The following is a 21046-nucleotide window of genomic DNA, read 5'->3' as shown; positions in this document are numbered from 1 at the left end:
CGACGAGCGGCAGACCGGTAGGAACGTGGCTCCCGAGCCACCGCCGACACAGCCGTGGGAGGGGCCGACCGGTCCGCGCTGAGCCCGAGTCAACGAGAGTGGAGGTACGGTCTGGTGTCGGTGAATCACCTGGATTCCGAGACGGATTCCGCGTCGATCGGCGGTGACGGCGAGGTCCTGCGCAGCCTGGAATCGGGCCGGGTCTTCGATCAGGCCCGCGCGGAGGCGGCCGTCCGGGAACTGTTGATCGCGGTGGGGGAGGACCCCGAGCGCGAAGGTCTGCTCGACACCCCGGCCCGCGTCGCGCGGGCGTACCGGGAGATGTTCGCCGGCCTGTACACCGACCCGGACTCGGTCCTCGACAAGACCTTCGACGAGGGCCATCAGGAACTCGTCCTGGTGCGTGACATCCCGATGTACTCCACGTGCGAGCACCACCTGGTCTCGTTCCACGGGGTCGCGCACGTGGGCTACATTCCCGGCCGCACCGGCCGGGTGACCGGGTTGTCGAAGCTGGCGCGGGTGGTGGACCTGTACGCCAAGCGCCCGCAGGTGCAGGAGCGGCTGACCAGTCAGATCGCGGATGCGCTCGTGCGCAAGCTCGATCCGGTCGGGGTGATCGTCGTCGTCGAGGCCGAGCATCTGTGCATGGCCATGCGGGGCATCCGCAAGCCCGGGGCGAGCACCACCACCTCGGCGGTGCGGGGGCTGCTGCAGTCCAACTCGGCGTCGCGCGCCGAGGCTCTGGATCTGATCCTCCGCCGGTGAGCGCGCTCCCGAACCCCGGGCGCCCGGTGGTGATGGGCGTGCTGAACGTGACCCGGGATTCGTTCTCGGACGGTGGCCGGTACCTCGACCGCGACGCGGCGATCGCGCACGGTCTGGAACTGCGCGACCTCGGCGTGGACATCGTCGACGTCGGCGGCGAATCCACCCGTCCCGGAGCGGCCCGGGTCGACCCGGAGGTCGAGGCCGGGCGCGTCGCGCCGGTCATCGCCGCCCTGAGCGCCGCCGGCATCCCCACGAGCGTCGACACCATGCGCGCGTCCGTGGCCGAGGCCGCGATCGAGGCCGGCGTCACCATCGTCAACGACGTCTCGGGTGGGCGCGCCGACTCCCGCATGGCCGCGGTCGTGGCGTCGGCAGGCGTGCCGTGGATCCTCATGCACTGGCGGCCCGCGGGCGGCTTCGTGCACGCCGGCGGGTCCACCCACTACGACGACGTGGTCCGGGAGGTCCGCGATGAGCTGATGGTGCAGGTGGATGCCGCGCTCACGGCAGGCGTGGAGCCGGCGAACATCATCCTCGATCCCGGACTCGGTTTCGTGAAGGACGCCGACCACAACTGGGAACTGCTGCACCGGCTGCCCGAGCTGACCGAGCTCGGCTACCCGGTGCTGATCGGCGCGTCGCGCAAGCGGTTCCTCGGGTCCCTGCTCGCCGCCCCTGACGGCACGATCCGGCCACCCGGCGGCCGCGAGGTGGCCACCGCGGTCGTGTCGGCGCTCGCGGCGGAGCGCGGGGCCTGGGGGGTGCGCGTGCACGACGTGCGGGCGTCGCTCGACGCCGTCGCCGTCGTCGGCGCGTGGCAGCGCGGCAGTGCGGCGGGAGGACCGGCGTGAGCGACCGGATCGAACTGCGCGGACTGCGCGTACGCGGCCACCACGGCGTGTTCGACCACGAGAAGCGCGACGGTCAGGACTTCCTGATCGACATCGTCGCGTGGCTCGATCTCGCGCCGGCCGCGGCGAGCGACGCCCTCGACGACACCCTGCACTACGGCATCCTTGCCGAGCGGGCCGCCGCGATCGTCGCGGGCCCGTCGCGGGACCTCATCGAGACCGTCGCCGGCGAGATCGCCGACGACGTCCTCACCGATCCGCGGGTCACCCGGGTCGAGGTCACCGTCCACAAGCCGTCGGCGCCGATCCCGCTGACCTTCGCGGACGTAGCGGTGGTGGTCGATCGCACCCGGAGCGGCTCGTGAGCCGGGTGGTGCTGTCCATCGGGTCGAACATCGGGGACCGGCCGGCGCACCTGCGCTCGGTCACCGAGGCCCTCGCCGACCGGATCGTGGCCGTGTCGCCGGTGTACTCGACCGCGCCGTGGGGCGGGGTCGAGCAGCAGGACTTCCTCAACGCGGTCATCGTCGCGGAGGACCCGTCACTGGACTGCCGCGGCTGGCTCGAGCTGGGCCGGCAGCTCGAGGCCGCCGCCGACCGGGTCCGGGAGCAGCGGTGGGGCCCGCGCAGCCTCGACGTCGACGTGGTCACCTGCCACGACTCGGACGGCAGCGAGGTGCTCAGCGACGATGCCGAACTGACCCTGCCGCATCCGCGCGCCCACCTGCGCGCCTTCGTGCTCGTCCCGTGGTGGGACGTCGAACCCCAGGCGACGCTGACGGTCGACGGCACGCGACGACCGTTGACGGAGTGGCTCGCCGCTCTCGACGTCGACGAACGCGAAGGGGTGCGCCGCACCGAGTACCGGCTGGAGCCGCCGCGGTGATGAAGGCGACGCGTATCCGGGACCTGCTGGCGCTGGCGGTGCTCGCCGCCGTCGCGGCGTGGTTGCTGGCGCGCGGCCTGTACGGCACGTTGCCGCCGATCCCCGTCTACGCGGGGGCGTCGCTGTACCCGGTGGCGATCGTCGAGGTGGTGCTGGCGTTCATGATCCGTTCCCGGGTGGGCAAGCACGAGATCGGCGACGGGCCGCACCAGTTGCATCCCATCACGGCGGCCCGCGCGGTGGCGCTGGCGAAGGCGTCGGCTCTGGTCGGGGCGGCCAGCGCGGGCATCTGGGCAGGATTCCTGCTGTACCTGGTTCCGCAGCGGCCGGTGCTGCAGGCCGCGGTCGAGGACAGCGCCGGGGTGATCGTCGGGCTGCTCGCCGGCGTGGCGCTCGCGGCTGCCGCGCTGTGGCTCGAACACTGTTGCCGGACACCGGAAGACCCGGACGAGCCCGCGACCTGACCGGGGCGGCGAATCCTGTGCGCTCGACTCTCGGGACCCGGCGGCCGCGCCCAGTAGTCTGGAACGCATGGGGACTCCGGTGCGAACGAGGAAGGGCCGTCGGTCACGGCGCAGCGCGAGTTCTGTGATCGTGGCGGCGCTGCTCGCCCTGGCGTTGATCGCGTCGCTGTTCCTGGTCTTCAGCGACAGCGTCCAGCTGCTGCGCGTCGGTCTGGTCGTCGCGTTGTGGGCCGCCACCGTCGGCGCGATCGCGATGACGAAGTACCGTCGCGAGTCGGCGCTGGACCGTGCCAAGGTCCGGGATCTGCAGACCGTGTACGAGTTGCAGCTCGAACGGGAGATCGCGGCGCGGCGGGAGTACGAGCTGACCGTCGAGGAGAAGGTCAGATCGGAGCTGCGGATCGATGCCGACCAGATGGCGGCCCTGCGCGCCGAGCTCGGTGCCCTGCGCCGCAACCTCGAGGTGCTCTTCGAGGGCCGACTGCCCGAGGACCGTGCGGCGTTGTGGGCGGGCCGGGGACAACTGCAGGAGCTCGGCGGCGGGAACTTCCGGGTGACGGCCGCGCCCCGTCCGGCGGGCCCGTTCTTCGCCTCGCCCGACGACGAGCCGGTGACCGCCGAGACCACGGTGGTCACCGACGGCGACACGACGACGGCCGTGCCCCGCCGGCCGGCGGGCGCGACGGCCGCTCCCGGCGGATCCGAGGATACGGAACGGCGGGACCGGGCCGAGCCGGAGGAACCGGCCGAACCGGAGGGCCGGGCCGAGTCCGGGTCGCAGCCGGAGGAACCCGAGGAGCAGGCCGAGGCGGACGACGACGCCGAGCCCACGGGCCGACGCGCCCGGCGACGGCGGCCGGACGGTGCCGGCGAGGGGGCACACAGCCAGGGCCGCACGGTCGCGGAGATCCTCGCCGCCCTGTCCGCCGAGCGCTGAGCGTTCGCCGCGCCGGGTGAGGCGCAGATCACGTTCCCCGGCCATGGCCGGGGTTGCTCGGGCCGCGCTATTGTCGGTCGGAACGTCTGGTACCCGCCGAGCGGGACTGGAACGAACGAGAGGACTCCCGTGACCTCCTTCGGGATCACAAACGAGCCTGCGCCTGCACGACTGACGGTCGGAATCGTTTCCGCCGGGCGGGTGGGCACGGCGATCGGCGCGGCACTCGAACGCGTCGGCCACCTGGTCGTGGCCTGTTCCGCGGTATCCGAACTGTCCAAGCACCGCGCCCGCACCCGGCTTCCGGACACCGAGGTTCTCCCCGTCGACGAGGTCGCCGCCCGCTGCGACCTGCTGCTCCTCGCCGTTCCGGACTCGGAACTCGGCTCGCTCGTCCGCGGGCTCGCCGCCACCGGCTCCGTCTCGCGCGGCACGATCGTCGCCCACACGTCCGGCGCGAACGGCGTCGGCATCCTCGCTCCGCTCACCGAGCAGGGCATCGTGCCGCTCGCCATCCACCCGGCGATGACCTTCACCGGCCACGACGAGGACACTGCCCGGCTCGCCTCGGCGTGCTTCGGCATCACGGCTGCCGACGACATCGGCTACGCGATCGCCCAGTCCCTCGTGCTCGAGATCGGTGGCGAACCGGTGCGCGTCCGCGAGGAGCGGCGCGCGCTGTACCACGCCGCGCTCGCGCACGGCAGCAACCACCTCGTCACCCTCGTGGTGGATGCGGTGGAGGCGCTGCGGGTGGCGCTCGAGGGCGACGAACTGCTCGGCCAGCAACTCGTCGACGACGCGCCCGGCGGTGTCGCCGAGCGGGTGCTGCAGCCGCTGTTGTCGGCGGCCCTCGACAACGCGTTGCGCCGCGGGCCGTCCGCGCTGACCGGACCAGTCGCCCGCGGCGACGCACAGGCCGTGGCCACGCACCTGCGGGTGCTCGGGGAGGTCGATCCCCGGATCGCTGCCGGATACCGCGCGATGTCCCTGCGATCCGCGCAGCGCGCCGGAGCGAAACCCGAACTGATGGAGATCCTCGAAGGGGCTGATCACGGTGAGTGAATCGCAACAGGGCGGCTACGTGCGCGGCGAACTGACCGTGCACCACGACCCCGCCGCCCTGACCAAGGTCACCAAGGCGCTGCGTGGTGTCGGCCGCACGGTCGCCCTCGTGCCGACGATGGGCGCCCTGCACGCCGGTCACCTGGAGCTCGTGCGGCAGGCGAAGCTCACCGGTGCCGTGGTGGTGGTGTCCGTCTTCGTCAATCCGTTGCAGTTCGGGGCCGGTGAGGATCTCGATGCCTACCCGCGCACCCTCGACGCCGACCTGGAGCTGCTGCGGGAGGCCGGCGTCGAGCTGGCGTTCGTGCCGTCGGTGTCCGCGATGTACCCGAAGGGCCGGCGGACCGTGATCCACCCGGGGCCGTTGGGGGCGGAGCTCGAGGGTGGCAGCCGCCCGACGCATTTCGCGGGGATGCTCACGGTGGTGGCGAAGCTGCTGCAGATCGTCGCCCCCAATGTCGCCTTCTTCGGCGAGAAGGACTACCAGCAGCTCGCCCTGATCCGGCAGATGGTGGAGGACCTCAACTTCGACGTCCGCATCGTGGGCGTGCCCACGGTGCGTGAGCAGGACGGGCTGGCGCTGTCCTCACGCAACCGCTACCTGGATCCGGAACAGCGCCGGGTCGCCACCGTGCTGTCCGCGGCGCTGGTCGCCGGGGCGCACGCCGCCGCCGGCGGTCCCGAGGCGGTGCTCACCACCGCGCGCGAGGTGCTCGCCGCCGCGCCCGAGGTGGAGCTGGACTACCTCGAGCTGCGCGGCGTGGACCTCGGGCCCGCGCCGGAACGCGGCGACGGCCGGCTGCTGATCGCCGCGCGGATCGGCACCACCCGGCTCATCGACAACGTCGGTGTCGCGATCGGCACCGGATTCCTCGAACGCGAGACCGGCCCGGTCGACGCGTCCACCCCCGACGACCTGCTCACTCGCCGATAGCGCGACCGGCCCGAAAAAGCTGAGGAGACACCATGTTCCGCACGATGATGAAGTCGAAGATCCACCGCGCCACGGTGACCCACGCCGATCTGCACTACGTGGGTTCGGTAACCGTCGACCAGGACCTGATGGACGCCGCCGACCTGCTCGAGGGCGAGCAGGTCGCCATCGTCGACATCGACAACGGCAACCGTCTCGAAACCTATGTCATCGCGGGCGAGCGCGGCTCCGGCATCATCGGGATCAACGGTGCGGCAGCGCGTCTCGTGAGTCCCGGTGATCTCGTCATCCTCATCGCCTACGGCGTGATGAACGAGCAGGAGTGCCGCGACTACGACCCGCGCGTGGTGTTCGTCGACGCGGACAACCGGCAGGTCGAACTCGGCAACGATCCGGCGCACGCGCCGGAGGGTTCCGGCCTGATCACCCCGCGCATGCTCGCCACTCTCGACTCCGGTTCGTTGGTGTAGCAGTGCTCCTCGCTGTCGACGTTCGGAACACGAACGTCGTCCTGGGCCTGTTCACCGGCAGCGGCTCGCACGCGAAGCTGTTGCGGGACTGGCGGATGCGCACCGATCCGCGCATGACCGCCGACGAGCTCGCGCTCATCTTCCGTGGTCTGCTCGGCGGGTACGCCGACCAGATCACCGGCGTGACCGCGTTGTCCACGGTGCCGTCGGTGCTGCGCGAGATCCGGGTGATGCTGGGCCGCTACTGGGAACACGTGCCGCACGTGGTCGTCGAGCCGGGTGTGCGCACCGGGGTGCCGCTGCTCGTCGACAACCCCAAGGAGGTCGGCGCCGATCGCATCGTCAACAGCCTTGCGGCACATCACTTCTACGACCGGCCGTGCATCGTGGTCGACTTCGGGACGTCCACGTGCGTGGACGTGGTCTCGGCGAAGGGCGAGTTCCTCGGCGGCATCATCGCCCCCGGCATCGAGGTGTCGATGGACGCGCTGGCCTCCCAGTCCGCGGCGCTGCGCAAGGTGGAACTGCTGCGCCCGCGCGCCGTGGTCGGCAAGAACACCGTCGAATGCATGCAGTCCGGTGCGGTTTTCGGATTCGCCGGGATGGTCGACGGGCTGGTGCGCCTGGTGCGTGCCGAGCAGCGCGGATTCGAGGGTGACGACGTCGCGGTCATCGGGACCGGCGACCGTGCGCCGTTGATCATGCCGGAGTCCGAGACGCTCGAGCACCACGAACCGGACCTGACGCTGGAGGGCCTGCGCCTGGTGTACGAGCGCAATCTCGCACGGCGCGGCGCCCGATCTGCCGCCGTGGGTTCCGCCCGCCGCGATCCTGTGCAAGAATAGTCGCCGTGATCCGCTGCATGAGCGCCCAGGAGTGTTGTCGAGGCTGACGTCCGCCTCGATCGTTCACACATACCTGGAGTCACCCTCATGCGCACTGCGCTTGCTGCATCCTTCGTCGCCGCACCCGTTCACACTCTCCCGCTCACCACCGAGCGCACCTATCCGGCCGGGCTGGCCGCGACCGTCGCGCGCGGCGCGGTGGTCGTCGACATCCGCACCCACGCCGAACGCGCCGTCCAGGGCACCCTGCCCGGGGCGCTGGCCATCTCCGCCGAGCTGCTGCCCCGGCGCCTGCATCCCACCAGCGACGAGCGTCTGGCGGTGGCCGTCGACCGCGACGTCGAGTGGGTCGTGGTCTCGGCCTCCGGCGCGGAGACCGACGCCGTCGTCGCCGCGCTGCAGGCGCTCGGGCTGCGCCGCGTCACCGGCCTCGTCGGCGGGTACGCGGCCCTCGCGGCGGCCGGGGCGACCGATGCGATCGCCGCGGCCCCGCACGTCGAGGACGACGTGGCGCGCGTGACCGCGCACTGACCCGGCGGGCGCCGGCGCCCCGGGCACCTCGGCCCTGCGCAGGCGCTGGTCCTGCGCAGGCGCTCGAGGCGGTCCGATAGTCTGGTCACCCGTGAGTGATGCACCCGTTCAGCAGTCCGACGACACCCCCGAGCAGATCCGCATCCGCCGCGAGAAGCGCGAACGGATCCTGGCGCAGGGCAAGGACGCGTACCCCGTCGTCGTGCCCCGCACTCACACCCTCGCGGAGATCCGGGAGAAGTATCCGGACCTCGAGCCCGACACGACGACCGGGGAACAGGTCGGCGTCGCGGGCCGGGTCATCTTCTTCCGCAACACGGGCAAGCTGTGCTTCGCCACGTTGCAGGAGGGCGACGGCACCCAGTTGCAGGCGATGATCAGCCTCAACGGCGTCGGCGAGGAGTCCCTTGCGGCGTGGAAGCACGACGTGGACCTGGGCGACTTCGTGTTCGTGCACGGCGAGGTGATCAGCTCTCGGCGCGGCGAGCTCAGCGTCATGGCGGACTCGTGGCAGATGGCCGCCAAGGCCCTGCGGCCGCTGCCGGTGGCGCACAAGGAGATGAACGAGGAGACCCGGGTCCGGCAGCGCTACGCCGACCTGATCGTGCGTCCCGAGGCCCGCGCCAACGCCCGCATGCGTGTCGCGGTGGTGCGCGAGTTGCGCAACGCGCTCGAGCGGCGCGGCTTCCTCGAGGTCGAGACCCCGATGCTGCAGACCCTGCACGGCGGCGCGACGGCCCGTCCGTTCGTCACCCATTCGAACGCCCTCGACATGGATCTGTATCTGCGCATCGCGCCGGAGCTGTTCCTCAAGCGCTGCGTGGTGGGCGGCATCGAGAAGGTCTTCGAGATCAACCGCAACTTCCGCAACGAGGGTGCCGACTCCACGCACTCGCCCGAATTCGCGATGCTCGAGACGTACGAGGCGTACGGCACGTACGACGATTCGGCGACGATGACCCGGGAACTCATCCAGGAGGTGGCGATGGCGGTGTTCGGCACCCACGTCGTCACCCTCGCCGACGGCACCGAATACGACCTCGGCGGCGAGTGGAAGACGATGGAGATGTACCCGTCGCTGTCGGCGGCCATCGGAACCGAGGTCACGCCCGGCACGTCGCTGGAGGAGCTGCACGCCCTCGCCGATCGGGTGGGTCTCGAGGTCCCGGAAGGCAAGGGCTGGGGCCACGGAAAGCTCGTCGAGGAGTTGTGGGAGCACCAGTGCGGCGACCAGTTGCACGAGCCGACGTTCGTGCGGGACTACCCCGTCGAGACCTCGCCCCTCACGCGGCAGCACCGCAGCAAGAACGGCGTGACCGAGAAGTGGGATCTGTACGTGCGCGGTTTCGAACTCGCCACCGGTTACTCGGAACTCGTCGACCCCGTGATCCAGCGGGAGCGGTTCGTCGACCAGGCGCGGCTCGCCTCGGCCGGTGACGACGAGGCGATGGTTCTCGACGAGGACTTCCTCGCGGCGATGGAACAGGGTATGCCTCCGACGACCGGAACCGGCATGGGAATCGACCGTTTGCTGATGGCGCTGACGGGCCTCGGAATCCGGGAAACAATCCTGTTCCCAATTGTTCGCCCGGCGAGGTAATTGATCGCATTCGTTTTCCGTATTGCCATGAATTGATTCCCGGGTATTGTTGTCTCGTACCGCGGGGGGCCGCGCTTCTTCATTCGAGAGGATTTGCAGCACATGGCAAAGAAGGTCACCGTTACCCTGATCGACGACGTGGACGGGGAGACGGCGGCGGACGAGTCCGTGGAATTCGGGCTCGACGGAGTCACCTACGAGATCGATCTGTCGGAAGACAACGCGGCCAAGCTCCGGGAGGAATTGGAGTTCTGGGTCACTCATGCCCGCAAGGTGGGTGGCCGTAAGCGCGCGAAGGTCGTGCCCACCGCGCCCGCTCCCCGCAAGTCTTCTCGCGGCGGCACGGACCGGGAACGTACCGCGGAAATTCGGGAATGGGCCCGCAACAACGACATGCCCGTCTCGGCCCGAGGCCGTATCTCCGCCGAAATCATCGAGGCTTACAACAAGGCGCACTGAGCCGGAAGCGTCGCCTTCCGTCCGACCGAGGCGATATCCGCGACAACTGTCGCGGATATCGCCTCGTCGTCGTGCCTCGCGGAATTCTTTGTTATTCGTTCGAAAAAAGAAACGGTCGGTCGGAACGGGACGTCGCCGGAAGTGGAGACAGTCGGGAAGCGGAGACAGTCGGGAATCGGAGACAGTCGGGAATCGGAGACAAGGGTCACACCCGCTCGGTATCCCGTCCGTCGCGGCGGAAACGGCGGTATCCCCGGGTAGCGTGTCGGCCATGGGAGAGCGGATTGCCGTCCCGGGTGAGACGTGCTGGCGGGTCGATCGTGCCGATCGCCTCGCCTGCATTGTCGACGCCGCCGACTATTTCCGATACGCCAAGTCGGCGATGCTGCAGGCACGGCGGCGGATCCTCCTGATCGGGTGGGACTTCGACACGAGGATCAAGCTCGAACCCGACCGGAAGACCCTCGAAGGCCCGAACCGGCTGGGCGCATTCCTCAAGTGGCTGCCGCACCGGCACCCGGATCTCGAGGTGTTCCTGCTGAAGTGGAACATCGGCGCATTCGCAGCCATCGGGCGCGGGATGACACCGGTCTTCGTGCTCAACTGGATGAGCGACCCGCGGCTCCGGCTCGAAATCGACGGCGCCCATCCCGTGGGAGCGGCACACCACCAGAAGATCATCGTGATCGACGACGCCGTCGCGTTCTGTGGGGGCATCGACATGACCGTCGATCGCTGGGACACCAGCGAGCATCCCGACCACAGCCGCTACCGGCGGGAGCCGAACGGCCGTCGGTACGGACCGTGGCACGACGTGACGACCGCGGTGGACGGCGCGGCCGCCCGCGCGATCGGCGAACAGGCTCGCGCCCGGTGGAAGGCGGCAACGGGGGAGGACCTCGAGCCGGTCGACACCGGGCACACCATCTGGCCCGACGGGCTGCGCCCGGCCCTGCGCGACGTCGATGTCGCCGTCGCACGGACCCTCCCCGAACTCGGCGACCGGGCGGAGGTCCGGGAGATCGAGGCCCTCTACCTGGCGGTGATCGCCGGCGCCCGCCGCACGCTCTACCTGGAGAGCCAGTACCTGGCGTCCCGGACGCTCGCCGAGGCCCTCGCGAAGCGGCTGCGGGAACCGGACGGCCCGCAGATCGTGCTGGTGCTGCCGCGCAACGCCGAGGGCTGGCTCGAGCAGAAGGCGATGGACGGCGCCCGCCGCAAGTTGCTGCACCTGCTGTGGAACGCCGACGTCCACGGCCGGTTCGCCGCCTACTACCCCGTCACCGCGGGCGGGGCGCCGATCTATGTGCACGCCAAGGTCGTCGTCATGGACGACGTGCTGCTGCGCATCGGCTCGTCGAACCTGAACAACCGGTCCCTGGGCTTCGACACCGAGTGCGATCTCTTCGTCGAAGCGGACCACGAGGGCGACCACATCAGCCGCGCGGTGGTCGAGATGCGGGAGCGCCTGCTGTCCGAGCACCTCGGGGTGTCCCCGGCCGACGTCGCGTCCGCCGTCCGGTCCGAAGGTTCGCTCGTCGCCGCGGTGGAGCGGTTGCGCGGACCCGGTCGGACCCTCGCGCTCTTCGAGCCGGGCACCGTCGCCGACGAGGACAGCCCCCTCGCGGAGAACGAACTCGTCGACCCGGAACGCGCCCCGCAGCGCATCGGACGGCGCATTCGCCAGCTGATGCCCCGCTGAGCAGCGTGTTCGCTGCTGGCGTACACGGAGGCGGGAACGCCGTGCCGACGTGCAGCGTTACCCCTCGTGACCGGAGTTGCCGCCGGCGCCGATCGGGTGGAGGGGCAGCGCCTCGAAACGGCGGCAACTAGAGTGTCAAGTGGGGTCGTGGAACCTGGTTCCACTCGACGACTCGAGTGCCGGAGCGAAACGCGGCAGCCGGGTCCGGAACGATCCGCGTACCGGACCTGTCGGCCGGAGAGTGTGAGGGAGTGCGATGTTCGAAAGGTTCACCGATCGCGCGCGGCGCGTCGTCGTCCTGGCTCAGGAAGAGGCCAGGATGCTCAACCACAACTACATCGGCACGGAGCACATTCTCCTGGGCCTCATTCACGAAGGCGAGGGCGTAGCGGCCAAGTCGCTCGAATCTTTGGGGATCTCCCTCGAAGGCGTCCGCAGCCAGGTCGAGGAGATCATCGGCCAGGGACAGCAGGCCCCGTCGGGCCACATCCCGTTCACGCCCCGTGCCAAGAAGGTGCTCGAGCTCAGCCTGCGTGAGGCGCTGCAGCTCGGACACAACTACATCGGTACCGAGCACATCCTCCTCGGCCTCATCCGCGAGGGCGAGGGCGTCGCGGCACAGGTGCTCGTCAAGCTCGGTGCGGACCTGAACCGGGTGCGCCAGCAGGTCATCCAGCTGCTCTCCGGGTACCAGGGCAAGGAGCCCCAGGAATCCGGCACCAGCCGTGGCGAGGCCGGCACCCCGTCGACGTCGCTGGTGCTCGACCAGTTCGGCCGCAACCTCACGCAGGCCGCGCTCGAGGGCAAGCTCGACCCCGTCATCGGTCGCGCCAAGGAAATCGAGCGCGTCATGCAGGTCCTGAGCCGCCGCACCAAGAACAACCCGGTGCTCATCGGCGAGCCGGGCGTCGGCAAGACCGCCGTCGTCGAGGGCCTGGCGCAGGCCATCGTCAACGGCGAGGTCCCCGAGACGCTCAAGGACAAGCAGCTGTACACCCTCGACCTCGGTTCGCTGGTCGCGGGCAGCCGCTACCGCGGTGACTTCGAGGAACGCCTGAAGAAGGTGCTCAAGGAGATCAACAGCCGCGGCGACATCATCCTGTTCATCGACGAGCTGCACACGCTCGTCGGCGCGGGTGCCGCCGAGGGCGCCATCGACGCGGCGTCGATCCTGAAGCCGAAGCTGGCGCGCGGCGAGCTGCAGACCATCGGTGCCACCACCCTCGACGAGTACCGCAAGTACATCGAGAAGGACGCCGCGCTCGAGCGCCGGTTCCAGCCGGTGCAGGTGGGCGAGCCGACGGTCGAGCACACCATCGAGATCCTCAAGGGCCTGCGCGACCGGTACGAGGCGCACCACCGCGTGTCCATCACCGACAAGGCGCTGGTCGCCGCGGCGAGCCTGGCCGACCGCTACATCAACGACCGCTTCCTGCCGGACAAGGCGATCGACCTCATCGACGAGGCCGGTGCGCGCATGCGCATCCGCCGGATGACCGCGCCGCCGGACCTGCGCGAGTTCGACGACAAGATCGCCGACGCGCGCCGGGAGAAGGAGTCCGCGATCGACGCGCAGGACTTCGAGAAGGCCGCGAACCTGCGCGACAAGGAGAAGCAGCTCGTCGCGCAGCGCGCCGAGCGCGAGAAGCAGTGGCGCGCCGGTGATCTCGACGTCATCGCCGAGGTCGACGAGGAGCAGATCGCCGAGGTCCTCGCCAACTGGACCGGTATCCCGGTGTTCAAGCTCACCGAGGAGGAGACCACCCGTCTGCTCCGCATGGAGGACGAGCTGCACAAGCGGATCATCGGCCAGGAGGACGCCGTCAGGGCTGTCGCCAAGGCGATCCGGCGTACCCGCGCCGGCCTGAAGGACCCGAAGCGTCCCGCCGGTTCGTTCATCTTCGCCGGCCCGTCCGGCGTCGGTAAGACCGAGCTGTCGAAGGCGCTCGCGAACTTCCTGTTCGGCGAGGACGACGCGCTCATCCAGATCGACATGGGCGAGTTCCACGACCGGTTCACCGCGTCGCGGCTCTTCGGTGCCCCTCCGGGCTACGTCGGCTACGAAGAGGGCGGCCAGCTCACCGAGAAGGTGCGCCGCAAGCCGTTCTCCGTGGTCCTGTTCGACGAGATCGAGAAGGCCCACCAGGAGATCTACAACACCCTCCTGCAGGTCCTCGAGGACGGCCGCCTCACCGACGGCCAGGGACGCACGGTCGACTTCAAGAACACCGTGCTGATCTTCACCTCGAACCTCGGTACCGCCGACATCTCGAAGGCGGTCGGCCTGGGCTTCACCAAGGGCTCCGGCGCCGAGTCGAACTACGAGCGGATGAAGCTCAAGGTCAACGACGAGCTGAAGAAGCACTTCCGGCCCGAGTTCCTCAACCGCATCGACGACATCATCGTCTTCCACCAGCTCACGCAGGATCAGATCATCCAGATGGTGGACCTGATGATCGGCCGCGTCGAGGTGCAGCTGAAGAACAAGGACATGGGCATCGAGCTCACCGAGAAGGCGAAGTCGCTGCTCGCGAAGCGGGGCTTCGATCCGGTCCTCGGCGCCCGGCCGCTGCGCCGCACGATCCAGCGCGAGATCGAGGACCAGCTCTCGGAGAAGATCCTCTTCAACGAGATCGGCCCCGGCCAGATCGTCCTGGTCGACGTCGAAGGCTGGGACGGCGAGGGTGCCGGGGAGAACGCGAAGTTCACCTTCACCCCGAGCGAGAAGCCGGCCGCGGTGCCCGACACCCCGGCGGTGGCCCTGGCCAAGGACGCCGAGTAGTCCTGCTCCGACGAACGCCGACGGGCGGCACCCACTGCGGGTGCCGCCCGTCGGCGTTGGTGTGTCGGGATCAGCGCCGCCAGGCCGCGGTGTCCCGCCCGGACCAGTTCGCGAGCCGCTCGACGGGGCTCGCGTCCGGCGCCGGCTCGACGGCCGCGCCGAAGGGAACCCGTCCGCCGCGCACGGAGGCGGGGATCTTGCTGCGCGCGACGACGAACGCGGCCTCCACGAGCACCGGATCCGGCTCGGCCGGCAGTCCCGTGGCGACGGCGAGATCCCAGCCGTGCACGAGGGCCTCGTTGAGATTGCTCAGCACCGCGGCGCGGCCGGGCACCGTTCCCCACGGCGCGACGACGGGCCGGTCGAGCAGGTCGTCGTCGCTCCACACCTTCCGGTAGTGGGCCTGCGCCCGCTCGAGTTCGGCGCGCCACGCGTCGTCGGGCACGCCGGTCAGGAACTCCGGAACGCTCAGCGGGTCGCCGTCGCTGCCGATCACGCGGCCGCGATCGACGGTGGCGACGAGGTGGCCGAGCAGCGCGCGCACGTCGTAGTCCGGGCAGGGCGTCGGGTCGGTCATCTGCTCGGGGCGGACCTCGTCGATCAGCGTGGCCACCCACGCCAGGGCGTCGCGGTAGAGGGGACGGGGGTCGGACGCGGTGCTCATGTCGGGCCTTTCGGTCGTGTGGTTGCTGCCGGACACGATCCTGCACGCGAAACACGACACCTCCTGTCATGTATTTCTGGGAGAGTTCGGCAGGTGCGAGCCGATCGGTTGCTGTCCCTGGTCCTGCTGCTGCGACACCGCGGCCGGATGACCGCGCCCGCGATCGCCAGGGAACTCGAGGTCTCGGTGCGCACCGTGCTGCGCGACGTCGAGGCCCTGTCGGCGGCCGGGATCCCCGTCTACGCCGAACGCGGACGCGACGGCGGTTTCGCGCTGCTCCCCGGCTTCACCACCGACCTGACCGGCCTGACCGTCGACGAGGCAACCGCCCTGCTCGCGGCGAGCGCGTCGGCCACCCCCGACTCGCTCGGCATGGCCTCCGCGTTCGCCTCGGCGATGCGGAAGGTGACCGTCGCGCTGCCCGAGGCGCAGCGCACCGCCGCCGCGCGGGTCGGGGAGCGGATCGTCGTCAGCTCGTCGGGGTGGGTGGTCGATCACCGGCGGGACGAGCACCTCGGCGTCGTCCAGCAGGCCGTGTTCACCGATCGCCGCCTGCGCATCCGCTACCGCTCCCGTGGCGCCGAGGCGCGGTGGCGGACGGTCGACCCGCTCGGGCTGGTCAGCGCGGCGGCCGCTGGTATCTGGTGGCGCTGCATCGCGGCGCCGAACGCACCTACCGCCTCTCCCGCATGGAACGGGTGCAACCGCTCGACACCGCGGCTCACCGCCCACCCGACGTCGACCTCGCCCGGATCTGGCAGCGGCGCCGCACCGAGTTCCGGTCCGGTCTGGGCACGGTCACCGCCGCGGTGCGGATCCGGGACCGGCGCCGGGAAGACCTCGCGGCGATCGCGATCCGCGTCGTCGCGCAGCGGCCCACCGGCGACGGCTGGTGGGAGGCCGAGGCGGAGTTCGGCGGGGCCACCCACGCCGGCGCCGCGATGTGGCAACTCGGCGACGACGCCGAGCTGCTCGGGCCGCCCGAACTCCGGGAGCAGGTCCGGTCGTCGGCCGAGCGCCTCGCCGAGCGGCACCGGTAGCCCGGCCCGTCACCGCGCCACTGCGGTTCTCGTCGCCGCATCGCCGCGGTCCGGGACGCGAGGGGCGGCGACGAACGCCTCCTCCGCGATCTGGGCCGCGTAGACCGCCGGGTCGATCCGCGCGACGAGGTCGGCGGTCTGGGTCGCCATGGCCCGCAGCGCGGTGAGTTTGCGGTCGAGCGCGAGCCCGTGCAGCCGGACGTGGAGCGCGAGCCGCTCTTCGCGCACGCCCGTGGGGCGCTCGTCGCTCATGTACATGCCCCATTCCTCGTAGAGGTCCCGGAACCGGTCGAGATGCTCCACGGTGGGGGTGGCGTACAGCAGCCGGGAACGGCAACCGCGGTCACGCCAGGCCCGGGTGACCCAGCGGTGCACGGCGGTGTGGTCGGGGTGGTAGGTCATCCCGTCGGCACCGAAGGTCAGGATCGTGCCGGGGCGGACGTCGTCGAGGAGCCGTCCGGCCCACGCGAGACCGGTGTCCTCGTGCTCGGCGAGGGCACCGTCCGGCAGGCCGAGGACGTGGTGCTCCTCGACACCGAGGACGGCCATGGCGGCGGCCGCTTCCCAGCGGCGGACCCGGCCCAGCCGCTCCGGAGGCCACGAGCGGGGGTCGGCGGTTCCGTGCTCGCCGGCGGTGGCCGAGGCGCACACGACGCGCCGGCCGTCGTCGCGGGCGGCGGCCATGACGCCGGCGGCGAGGTAGGTCTCGTCGTCGGGGTGGGCCCAGATCGACAGGATCGTCCCGGACAGGGGCAGGGATGTCGTCGCGTTCATGCCTCTCACGGTCCGTGCGGGCCCTGCCCCGGCGCTCCCGCGCGCTCTCGGCGCGCTGGGATCCGGTGGGAGCGCGGTGAGAGCAGGCGGGCGCATCGTCGTGGCCATGGACACCACACTCACCATGAACCCCACCCGGAACCGGACCGCGGCCGAGTTGCCGACCGAGATGCTGGAGCGGTTCCGATCCCGTGCCGGCGAATTCGACCGGTCCAACTCCTACTTCGACGAGGACCTCGTCGAGCTGCGGGCCGCCGGCTATCTCGCCGCCGCCGTACCCACCCGCTACGGGGGATGGGGCCTCGATCTGGCCCGGCTGGCCGCGAGCCAGCGGCGCCTCGCCCGCTACGCCCCGGCGACCGCGCTGGCGATGACGATGCACTCCTACTGGATCGGGATCGCCACCGAACTGGAACGCACGGGCGACACATCGCTCCGCTGGATCCTGGAGGCCGCGGTGGCCGGCGACGTGTTCGCCGCCGGACACGCCGAGACGGGCAACGACATCCCGGTGCTGCTGTCGACGTGCCGGGCGCAGCGCGTGGCGGGCGGCTACCGGCTCACCGGCCGCAAACAGTTCGGCTCCAACGGTCCGGCGTGGCGGTGGCTCGGCGCGCACGCCGTCGACGCGGACGCGGCGGGCGGGCCGCACATCGTGCACGCCTTCGTCGAACGAGGCAGCGCGGGGGTGAAGGTCGTGCAGACGTGGGACACCCTCGGCATGCGGCCGACGCAGAGCCACGACACGGTTCTCGACGACGTCTTCGTGCCCGACGACCGCATCGGGCGGGTCGTCCCCGCGGGCGACGGCAGCGACCCGTTCCTCGTGGCGATGACGATGTGGCCGCTCTCGCTCATGGCGGCGGTGTACCTGGGGATCGCCGACCGCGCCCTGGAACTCGCCGTCCGCAGCGCCCGGCGCAAGACCTCGGTGGCGATCGAGCGGGGCGCGTACGCGTACAACCCGTTCGTGCAGCACCAGGTCGCGGAGATGTATCTCGAGCTGGACGCCGCCTCGGCGACGCTCGACCGGTTCGTCGCGGACTGGGTGGCCGGCACGGACCACGGCGACGAGTGGGTGCCCAAGGTGTATGCGATGAAGTGGCGGGCGGTGGAAGCGGCCAAACGGGTCGTCGACATCGCCCTCGACGTGGCCGGTGGCGCCGGCATGTTCACCGGGAACGAGCTCGAACGCCTCTACCGCGACGTGCGGTGCGGGGGATTCCACCCCGGCAACGACGCGCTCACCCACGAACTCGTCGGCAAGTCGCTGCTCGGCATTCTCGGCGAACAGCCCAGGTGGTGAGGTCGCGGCTCCCGGTCCGGGCGGTCACAGCGCGCGGAGCGCATGCTCGGCGGCGGCCTCGCCGTCGAGCATCGCGCCGTGTCGTCGCGCCGCCTCGTACGCGTCGTCGCCGAGCGCGGCGCGCAGTCGCGCGCCGAGCTCGTCCAGGGCCACCTCGTCGGCGCCGAAGATGCGATGACCGGCCGCGGTCGCGCGCACGGCCCCCTCGAGCACCGCGGCGTCGCGGTAGCGGTCCAGGCGTTCGAGAAGCCCGGCGATCGAGCGCAGCATCGTCCACTGCGTCGACCACATCCCGGCGCGCCGCCAGTGCGGGATCAGGCGCCGGTACTCGTCGGCGGCGGCCGCCGGGTCACCGATCCGCGCGTCGATGGACGCCTTCGACGCGCCGGCGAGACCGGTCACGAACGAGGCGTTCGTCTGTTCCGCGATGTCCAGTGCCCGAGCGAAGCGCGCGCGGGCCCGTTCGACGTCGACTGCCAGATCCGCCTCCCCGGCGCAGTGCCAGACATACGCGGCGTGCGGGGTGCGTGCGTCGGCGACCTCGGCGAGGAGGGCGTCGGCCTGCTCGACGGCGGCCGGGTCACCCGCATAGCCCAACGGCAGCAGCTCGGTGGCACGCGCCATGAGCCGCTGCGCCGGGTCGTTCGCGGCGGCCGCGGCGGCCCGCCGGTACCAGGCGGCGGCCTCGTCGAGATGCCCCTCGAACAACTCGTAGCTCCCGCGAACGGTCATCGCCTCCGCCGCCGGCTCGGTCTTCGCCCGCTCGACGGCGCGCAACGCAGCGGCGCTGAGCCGGCCCGTCTCGGCCACGTCGCCGGACATCCATGCCGCGTAGGCGGCCACCACCCGCACGCGCGCGGCGAACGGGCTCCGGCCCTCCGGATCGGCGTCGATCACCAGCCGCGCCCAGCCCAGCACGTCCGGTCGCAGCCGGAAGATCCCGTAGTCCAGCAGGGCATTGACGAGACGACCCGCGAGCGCGACCTCGTCGTGGTCGAGCAACCAGCCGAGCGCGCTGCGCAACTCCGGTACGGCGGCATCGATCTGCGCCAGGACCTGCTCGCCCGGCTGCAGCAGTCGTGAATCCGCCCGGTCGACCCAGTCGGCCAGGTGCCGGGCGTGCCGTTCCGCGACGAGGTCGACCCGGCCCTCGCGGGTGAGTTGTTCGGCGCCGAACGCCCGCAGCGTCTCGAGCAGCATGTACCGGCGGCCGGGTATCCGCAGCACCAGCGAGCGCTCCACGAGGTGTGTCAACGCCGCGGTGACCGTCCCCGGATCCGTGCCGCAGACCGCCGCGGCGTCGGCCGCGTCGAACGAGCCCGAGAACACCGACAGTTCCGCGAAGGTCCGCTGCAGATCCTCCGCGAGCAGCCCGAACGACCACGACACCGCCGCGGCCAGCGACCCGTGCCGCGGCGACGTGCGGTACCCCGACGCCAGCAGCTCGAAGCGGTGGTCCAGGCCCGCGGCGACCTCCGCGACCTCGTGGGTGTGCAGGCACGCGGCTGCCAGCTCGATCGCCAACGGCAACCCGTCCAGGCGCCGCACGATCTCGGCGATGCAGGCGAGTTCTCGCCCGTCCGGCTCGAAGCCCGGGACGACGGCCCGCGCCCGCTCCTCGAACAACCGCACGGCCGGTGCGTCCTCGCCGTCGTACGACAGCGTCGGCACCTGGCGGACGTGCTCGCCTACGACTCGGAGCCGCTCCCGGCTCGTCGCCACGATCCGCACGTGCGCGCAGGTGGCGAGCAGGCGTTCGACGACAGCGGCGATCGGATCGAGCACGTGCTCACAGTTGTCGAGCAGCAGCACGAGCTCGGTGTCGCCCAGCACGTCGGCCACCCGCTCGGCGAGGGAGGTGCCGGGACGGGCGTCGATCCGCAGGGCGGCGGCGGCCACGTCGACCGCGGAGTCCGGGTCGGCAGTGGCCAATTCGCACAACACCCCCGGCCGATCCGGTCGGGCGGCCCGGAGCCGGTGCCCGACCTCGAGGAGCAACCGGGTCTTGCCGACCCCGCCCGGACCGACCAGGGTCACCAGGCGCCCGGACTCCGCCAGCTCGGTCACCGCCACCGCCAGGGCGTCCCGGCCGACGAGCGACGTCGCCGGAACCGGCAATCGGCCCACCGGCGCCCACACCCGGTCGGCGGCACCGGCGAGCAGTTCCGCGTGGTGAGCCGCCAGTGCCGGCGACGGTTCGATGCCCAGCTCGTCGCCGAGCAGCCGCCGGAAGTCGTCGTAGACCCGTAGCGCCTCGGCCCGGCGTCCGGTCGCCGCGAGCGCCGTCATCAGCAGCGCGCGCGGCCGTTCCCGCAGCGGCTGCGCGTCGGCGAGCGCCACCAGTTCGGCAACGAGGCCGTCGGTGTCGCCCCGTCCGAGCCGCACCTCGGCCCGGACCTCGTGGGCCCGGGAACGCAGCTCCTCCAGCCGCGTCGCCTCGGCCCGGGCCTCGTCCACCTCGTCGAGTTCGGGGTAGGCGGGGCCCTGCCAGCGCGCGAGCACGGCGTCGATCTCGGCCGACACGCCCGCACCCCCCGTCGCCCCCGCGCTCAGGGCCACCACGAGCCGGTCGGCGTCGACCTCGACACCGGCCGGATCGAGCCGATAGCCCTCACCGACGGACTCGATCAGGCCGTCGGGCAGACCACGGCGAAGCCGGAACATGTGGTTCTGCAGGGCGGCGGCCGGATCCGCCGGTCGCCTGGACGGCCACAGGGCATCGACGGCGGAGTGCGCCGGCACCACCCGGCCCCGCCGGAGCACCAGCAGTGCCAGCAGGCGTCGCTGCAGCAGCCCGTCGGGAGTGATGTCGCGCCGATCCGCATCCAGCACGCGGAGCGGGCCGAGTACCTCGACTCGCGCCCGGTCGCCACCCGTGACCACGGAACCATTGGACCACTCCCGCCGGTCTCCTGCCGAGACCCGGGGCCTTCACGTGCGATGCGGTTCCGGCGGATCGGCGGGC

General features: G+C 71.2%; 19 protein-coding genes and 1 pseudogene. 17 read left to right on the top strand and 3 right to left on the bottom strand.

What is annotated here, in order from left to right; all coding sequences use genetic code 11:
- Nucleotides 1-114: 114 nt before the first annotated feature.
- The 15 genes from folE to CQZ88_RS10990 all read left to right on the top strand — a co-directional run bounded on the left by folE (nt 115) and on the right by CQZ88_RS10990 (nt 14297).
- Nucleotides 115-768 (top strand): GTP cyclohydrolase I FolE, encoded by a 654-nt coding sequence (gene folE / locus CQZ88_RS11060; protein WP_006930424.1) that lies wholly within the window; start codon nt 115-117, stop codon nt 766-768.
- Nucleotides 769-800: 32 nt separating this feature from the next.
- Entirely contained in the window at nt 801-1622 is an 822-nt protein-coding gene (gene folP / locus CQZ88_RS11055; RefSeq protein ID WP_044475554.1) for a dihydropteroate synthase, read from the top strand.
- The gene (gene folB, locus CQZ88_RS11050) at nt 1619-1987 is read left to right on the top strand and encodes a dihydroneopterin aldolase (RefSeq protein WP_006930416.1); all 369 of its coding nucleotides are present in this window, start codon (nt 1619-1621) and stop codon (nt 1985-1987) included. The genes folP and folB overlap by 4 nt, the downstream gene beginning before the upstream one ends.
- Complete coding sequence (folK, locus tag CQZ88_RS11045) at nt 1984-2508, top strand: 2-amino-4-hydroxy-6-hydroxymethyldihydropteridine diphosphokinase (protein ID WP_029540712.1); 525 nt, start codon at nt 1984-1986, stop codon at nt 2506-2508. The genes folB and folK overlap by 4 nt, the downstream gene beginning before the upstream one ends.
- Nucleotides 2508-2972, top strand: coding sequence for a DUF3180 domain-containing protein (locus CQZ88_RS11040; RefSeq protein WP_037200442.1), 465 nt, complete (start codon nt 2508-2510; stop codon nt 2970-2972). Before folK ends, CQZ88_RS11040 begins: the two co-directional genes overlap by 1 nt.
- 124 nt (nt 2973-3096) lie before the next feature.
- Entirely contained in the window at nt 3097-3909 is an 813-nt protein-coding gene (locus CQZ88_RS11035) for a DUF6779 domain-containing protein (RefSeq protein ID WP_102799749.1), read from the top strand.
- A gap of 129 nt (nt 3910-4038) precedes the next feature.
- Nucleotides 4039-4974: a Rossmann-like and DUF2520 domain-containing protein gene (locus tag CQZ88_RS11030; RefSeq protein ID WP_006930399.1), complete on the top strand. Its 936-nt coding sequence runs from the start codon at nt 4039-4041 to the stop codon at nt 4972-4974.
- Complete coding sequence (panC, locus tag CQZ88_RS11025) at nt 4967-5908, top strand: pantoate--beta-alanine ligase (protein WP_006930397.1); 942 nt, start codon at nt 4967-4969, stop codon at nt 5906-5908. Before CQZ88_RS11030 ends, panC begins: the two co-directional genes overlap by 8 nt.
- A 32-nt stretch (nt 5909-5940) precedes the next feature.
- Nucleotides 5941-6378: an aspartate 1-decarboxylase gene (panD, locus tag CQZ88_RS11020; RefSeq protein ID WP_029540720.1), complete on the top strand. Its 438-nt coding sequence runs from the start codon at nt 5941-5943 to the stop codon at nt 6376-6378.
- A 2-nt stretch (nt 6379-6380) separates the two neighbouring features.
- Nucleotides 6381-7223, top strand: coding sequence for a type III pantothenate kinase (locus CQZ88_RS11015; protein WP_006930394.1), 843 nt, complete (start codon nt 6381-6383; stop codon nt 7221-7223).
- Nucleotides 7224-7310: 87 nt separating this feature from the next.
- Complete coding sequence (locus CQZ88_RS11010) at nt 7311-7754, top strand: rhodanese-like domain-containing protein (RefSeq protein WP_006930391.1); 444 nt, start codon at nt 7311-7313, stop codon at nt 7752-7754.
- A gap of 91 nt (nt 7755-7845) precedes the next feature.
- Nucleotides 7846-9354 carry a lysine--tRNA ligase gene (gene lysS / locus CQZ88_RS11005; protein WP_102799748.1) on the top strand — a complete coding sequence of 503 codons (1509 nt, stop codon included), beginning with the start codon at nt 7846-7848 and terminating at the stop codon, nt 9352-9354.
- A gap of 102 nt (nt 9355-9456) precedes the next feature.
- The gene (locus CQZ88_RS11000; protein ID WP_006930387.1) at nt 9457-9813 is read left to right on the top strand and encodes an Lsr2 family protein; all 357 of its coding nucleotides are present in this window, start codon (nt 9457-9459) and stop codon (nt 9811-9813) included.
- Between the two features lie 271 nt (nt 9814-10084).
- Nucleotides 10085-11515 carry a phospholipase D-like domain-containing protein gene (locus CQZ88_RS10995; RefSeq protein WP_102799747.1) on the top strand — a complete coding sequence of 477 codons (1431 nt, stop codon included), beginning with the start codon at nt 10085-10087 and terminating at the stop codon, nt 11513-11515.
- A gap of 256 nt (nt 11516-11771) precedes the next feature.
- The gene (locus CQZ88_RS10990) at nt 11772-14297 is read left to right on the top strand and encodes an ATP-dependent Clp protease ATP-binding subunit (protein ID WP_029540728.1); all 2526 of its coding nucleotides are present in this window, start codon (nt 11772-11774) and stop codon (nt 14295-14297) included.
- A gap of 70 nt (nt 14298-14367) precedes the next feature.
- Here the strand turns inward: CQZ88_RS10990 and CQZ88_RS10985 are convergent, their stop codons facing one another.
- Complete coding sequence (locus tag CQZ88_RS10985) at nt 14368-14961, bottom strand: TIGR03086 family metal-binding protein (protein WP_029540731.1); 594 nt, start codon at nt 14959-14961, stop codon at nt 14368-14370.
- 93 nt (nt 14962-15054) lie between these two features.
- On the opposite strand from CQZ88_RS10985, the pseudogene CQZ88_RS10980 reads away from it, so the two are divergent.
- Nucleotides 15055-16001 (top strand): annotated as a pseudogene (locus tag CQZ88_RS10980) (helix-turn-helix transcriptional regulator).
- Nucleotides 16002-16010: 9 nt separating this feature from the next.
- Here the strand turns inward: CQZ88_RS10980 and CQZ88_RS10975 are convergent.
- The gene (locus CQZ88_RS10975) at nt 16011-16775 is read right to left on the bottom strand and encodes a PIG-L deacetylase family protein (RefSeq protein ID WP_102799746.1); all 765 of its coding nucleotides are present in this window, start codon (nt 16773-16775) and stop codon (nt 16011-16013) included.
- Nucleotides 16776-16881: 106 nt separating this feature from the next.
- Here CQZ88_RS10975 and CQZ88_RS10970 point away from each other — a divergent pair, with 106 nt between their 5' ends.
- Entirely contained in the window at nt 16882-18081 is a 1200-nt protein-coding gene (locus CQZ88_RS10970; protein WP_102799745.1) for an acyl-CoA dehydrogenase family protein, read from the top strand.
- A gap of 24 nt (nt 18082-18105) precedes the next feature.
- Here CQZ88_RS10970 and CQZ88_RS10965 read toward each other — a convergent pair whose 3' ends face one another.
- Nucleotides 18106-20964, bottom strand: a complete 2859-nt coding sequence (locus CQZ88_RS10965; protein ID WP_102799744.1) for a BTAD domain-containing putative transcriptional regulator — start codon at nt 20962-20964, stop codon at nt 18106-18108.
- Nucleotides 20965-21046 lie beyond the last annotated feature (82 nt).

Origin of the sequence: Rhodococcus sp. ENV425 (assembly GCF_002887785.1) — a bacterium.
GTDB classification, from domain to species: Bacteria; Actinomycetota; Actinomycetes; order Mycobacteriales; family Mycobacteriaceae; genus Rhodococcus; species Rhodococcus aetherivorans.
This window is presented reverse-complemented; position numbering and strand designations above follow the sequence as displayed.

Excerpts from the sequence above, each read along its gene's own strand:
- folP (WP_044475554.1), top strand. The coding sequence starts at position 801 with ATGGGCGTGCTGAACGTGACCCGGGATTCGTTCTCGGACGGTGGCCGG.
- CQZ88_RS11040 (WP_037200442.1), top strand. The coding sequence starts at position 2,508 with ATGAAGGCGACGCGTATCCGGGACCTGCTGGCGCTGGCGGTGCTCGCC.
- panD (WP_029540720.1), top strand. The coding sequence starts at position 5,941 with ATGTTCCGCACGATGATGAAGTCGAAGATCCACCGCGCCACGGTGACC.
- CQZ88_RS11010 (WP_006930391.1), top strand. The coding sequence starts at position 7,311 with ATGCGCACTGCGCTTGCTGCATCCTTCGTCGCCGCACCCGTTCACACT.
- CQZ88_RS11000 (WP_006930387.1), top strand. The coding sequence starts at position 9,457 with ATGGCAAAGAAGGTCACCGTTACCCTGATCGACGACGTGGACGGGGAG.
- CQZ88_RS10995 (WP_102799747.1), top strand. The coding sequence starts at position 10,085 with ATGGGAGAGCGGATTGCCGTCCCGGGTGAGACGTGCTGGCGGGTCGAT.
- CQZ88_RS10990 (WP_029540728.1), top strand. The coding sequence starts at position 11,772 with ATGTTCGAAAGGTTCACCGATCGCGCGCGGCGCGTCGTCGTCCTGGCT.
- CQZ88_RS10985 (WP_029540731.1), bottom strand. The coding sequence starts at position 14,961 with ATGAGCACCGCGTCCGACCCCCGTCCCCTCTACCGCGACGCCCTGGCG.
- CQZ88_RS10975 (WP_102799746.1), bottom strand. The coding sequence starts at position 16,775 with ATGAACGCGACGACATCCCTGCCCCTGTCCGGGACGATCCTGTCGATC.
- CQZ88_RS10970 (WP_102799745.1), top strand. The coding sequence starts at position 16,882 with ATGGACACCACACTCACCATGAACCCCACCCGGAACCGGACCGCGGCC.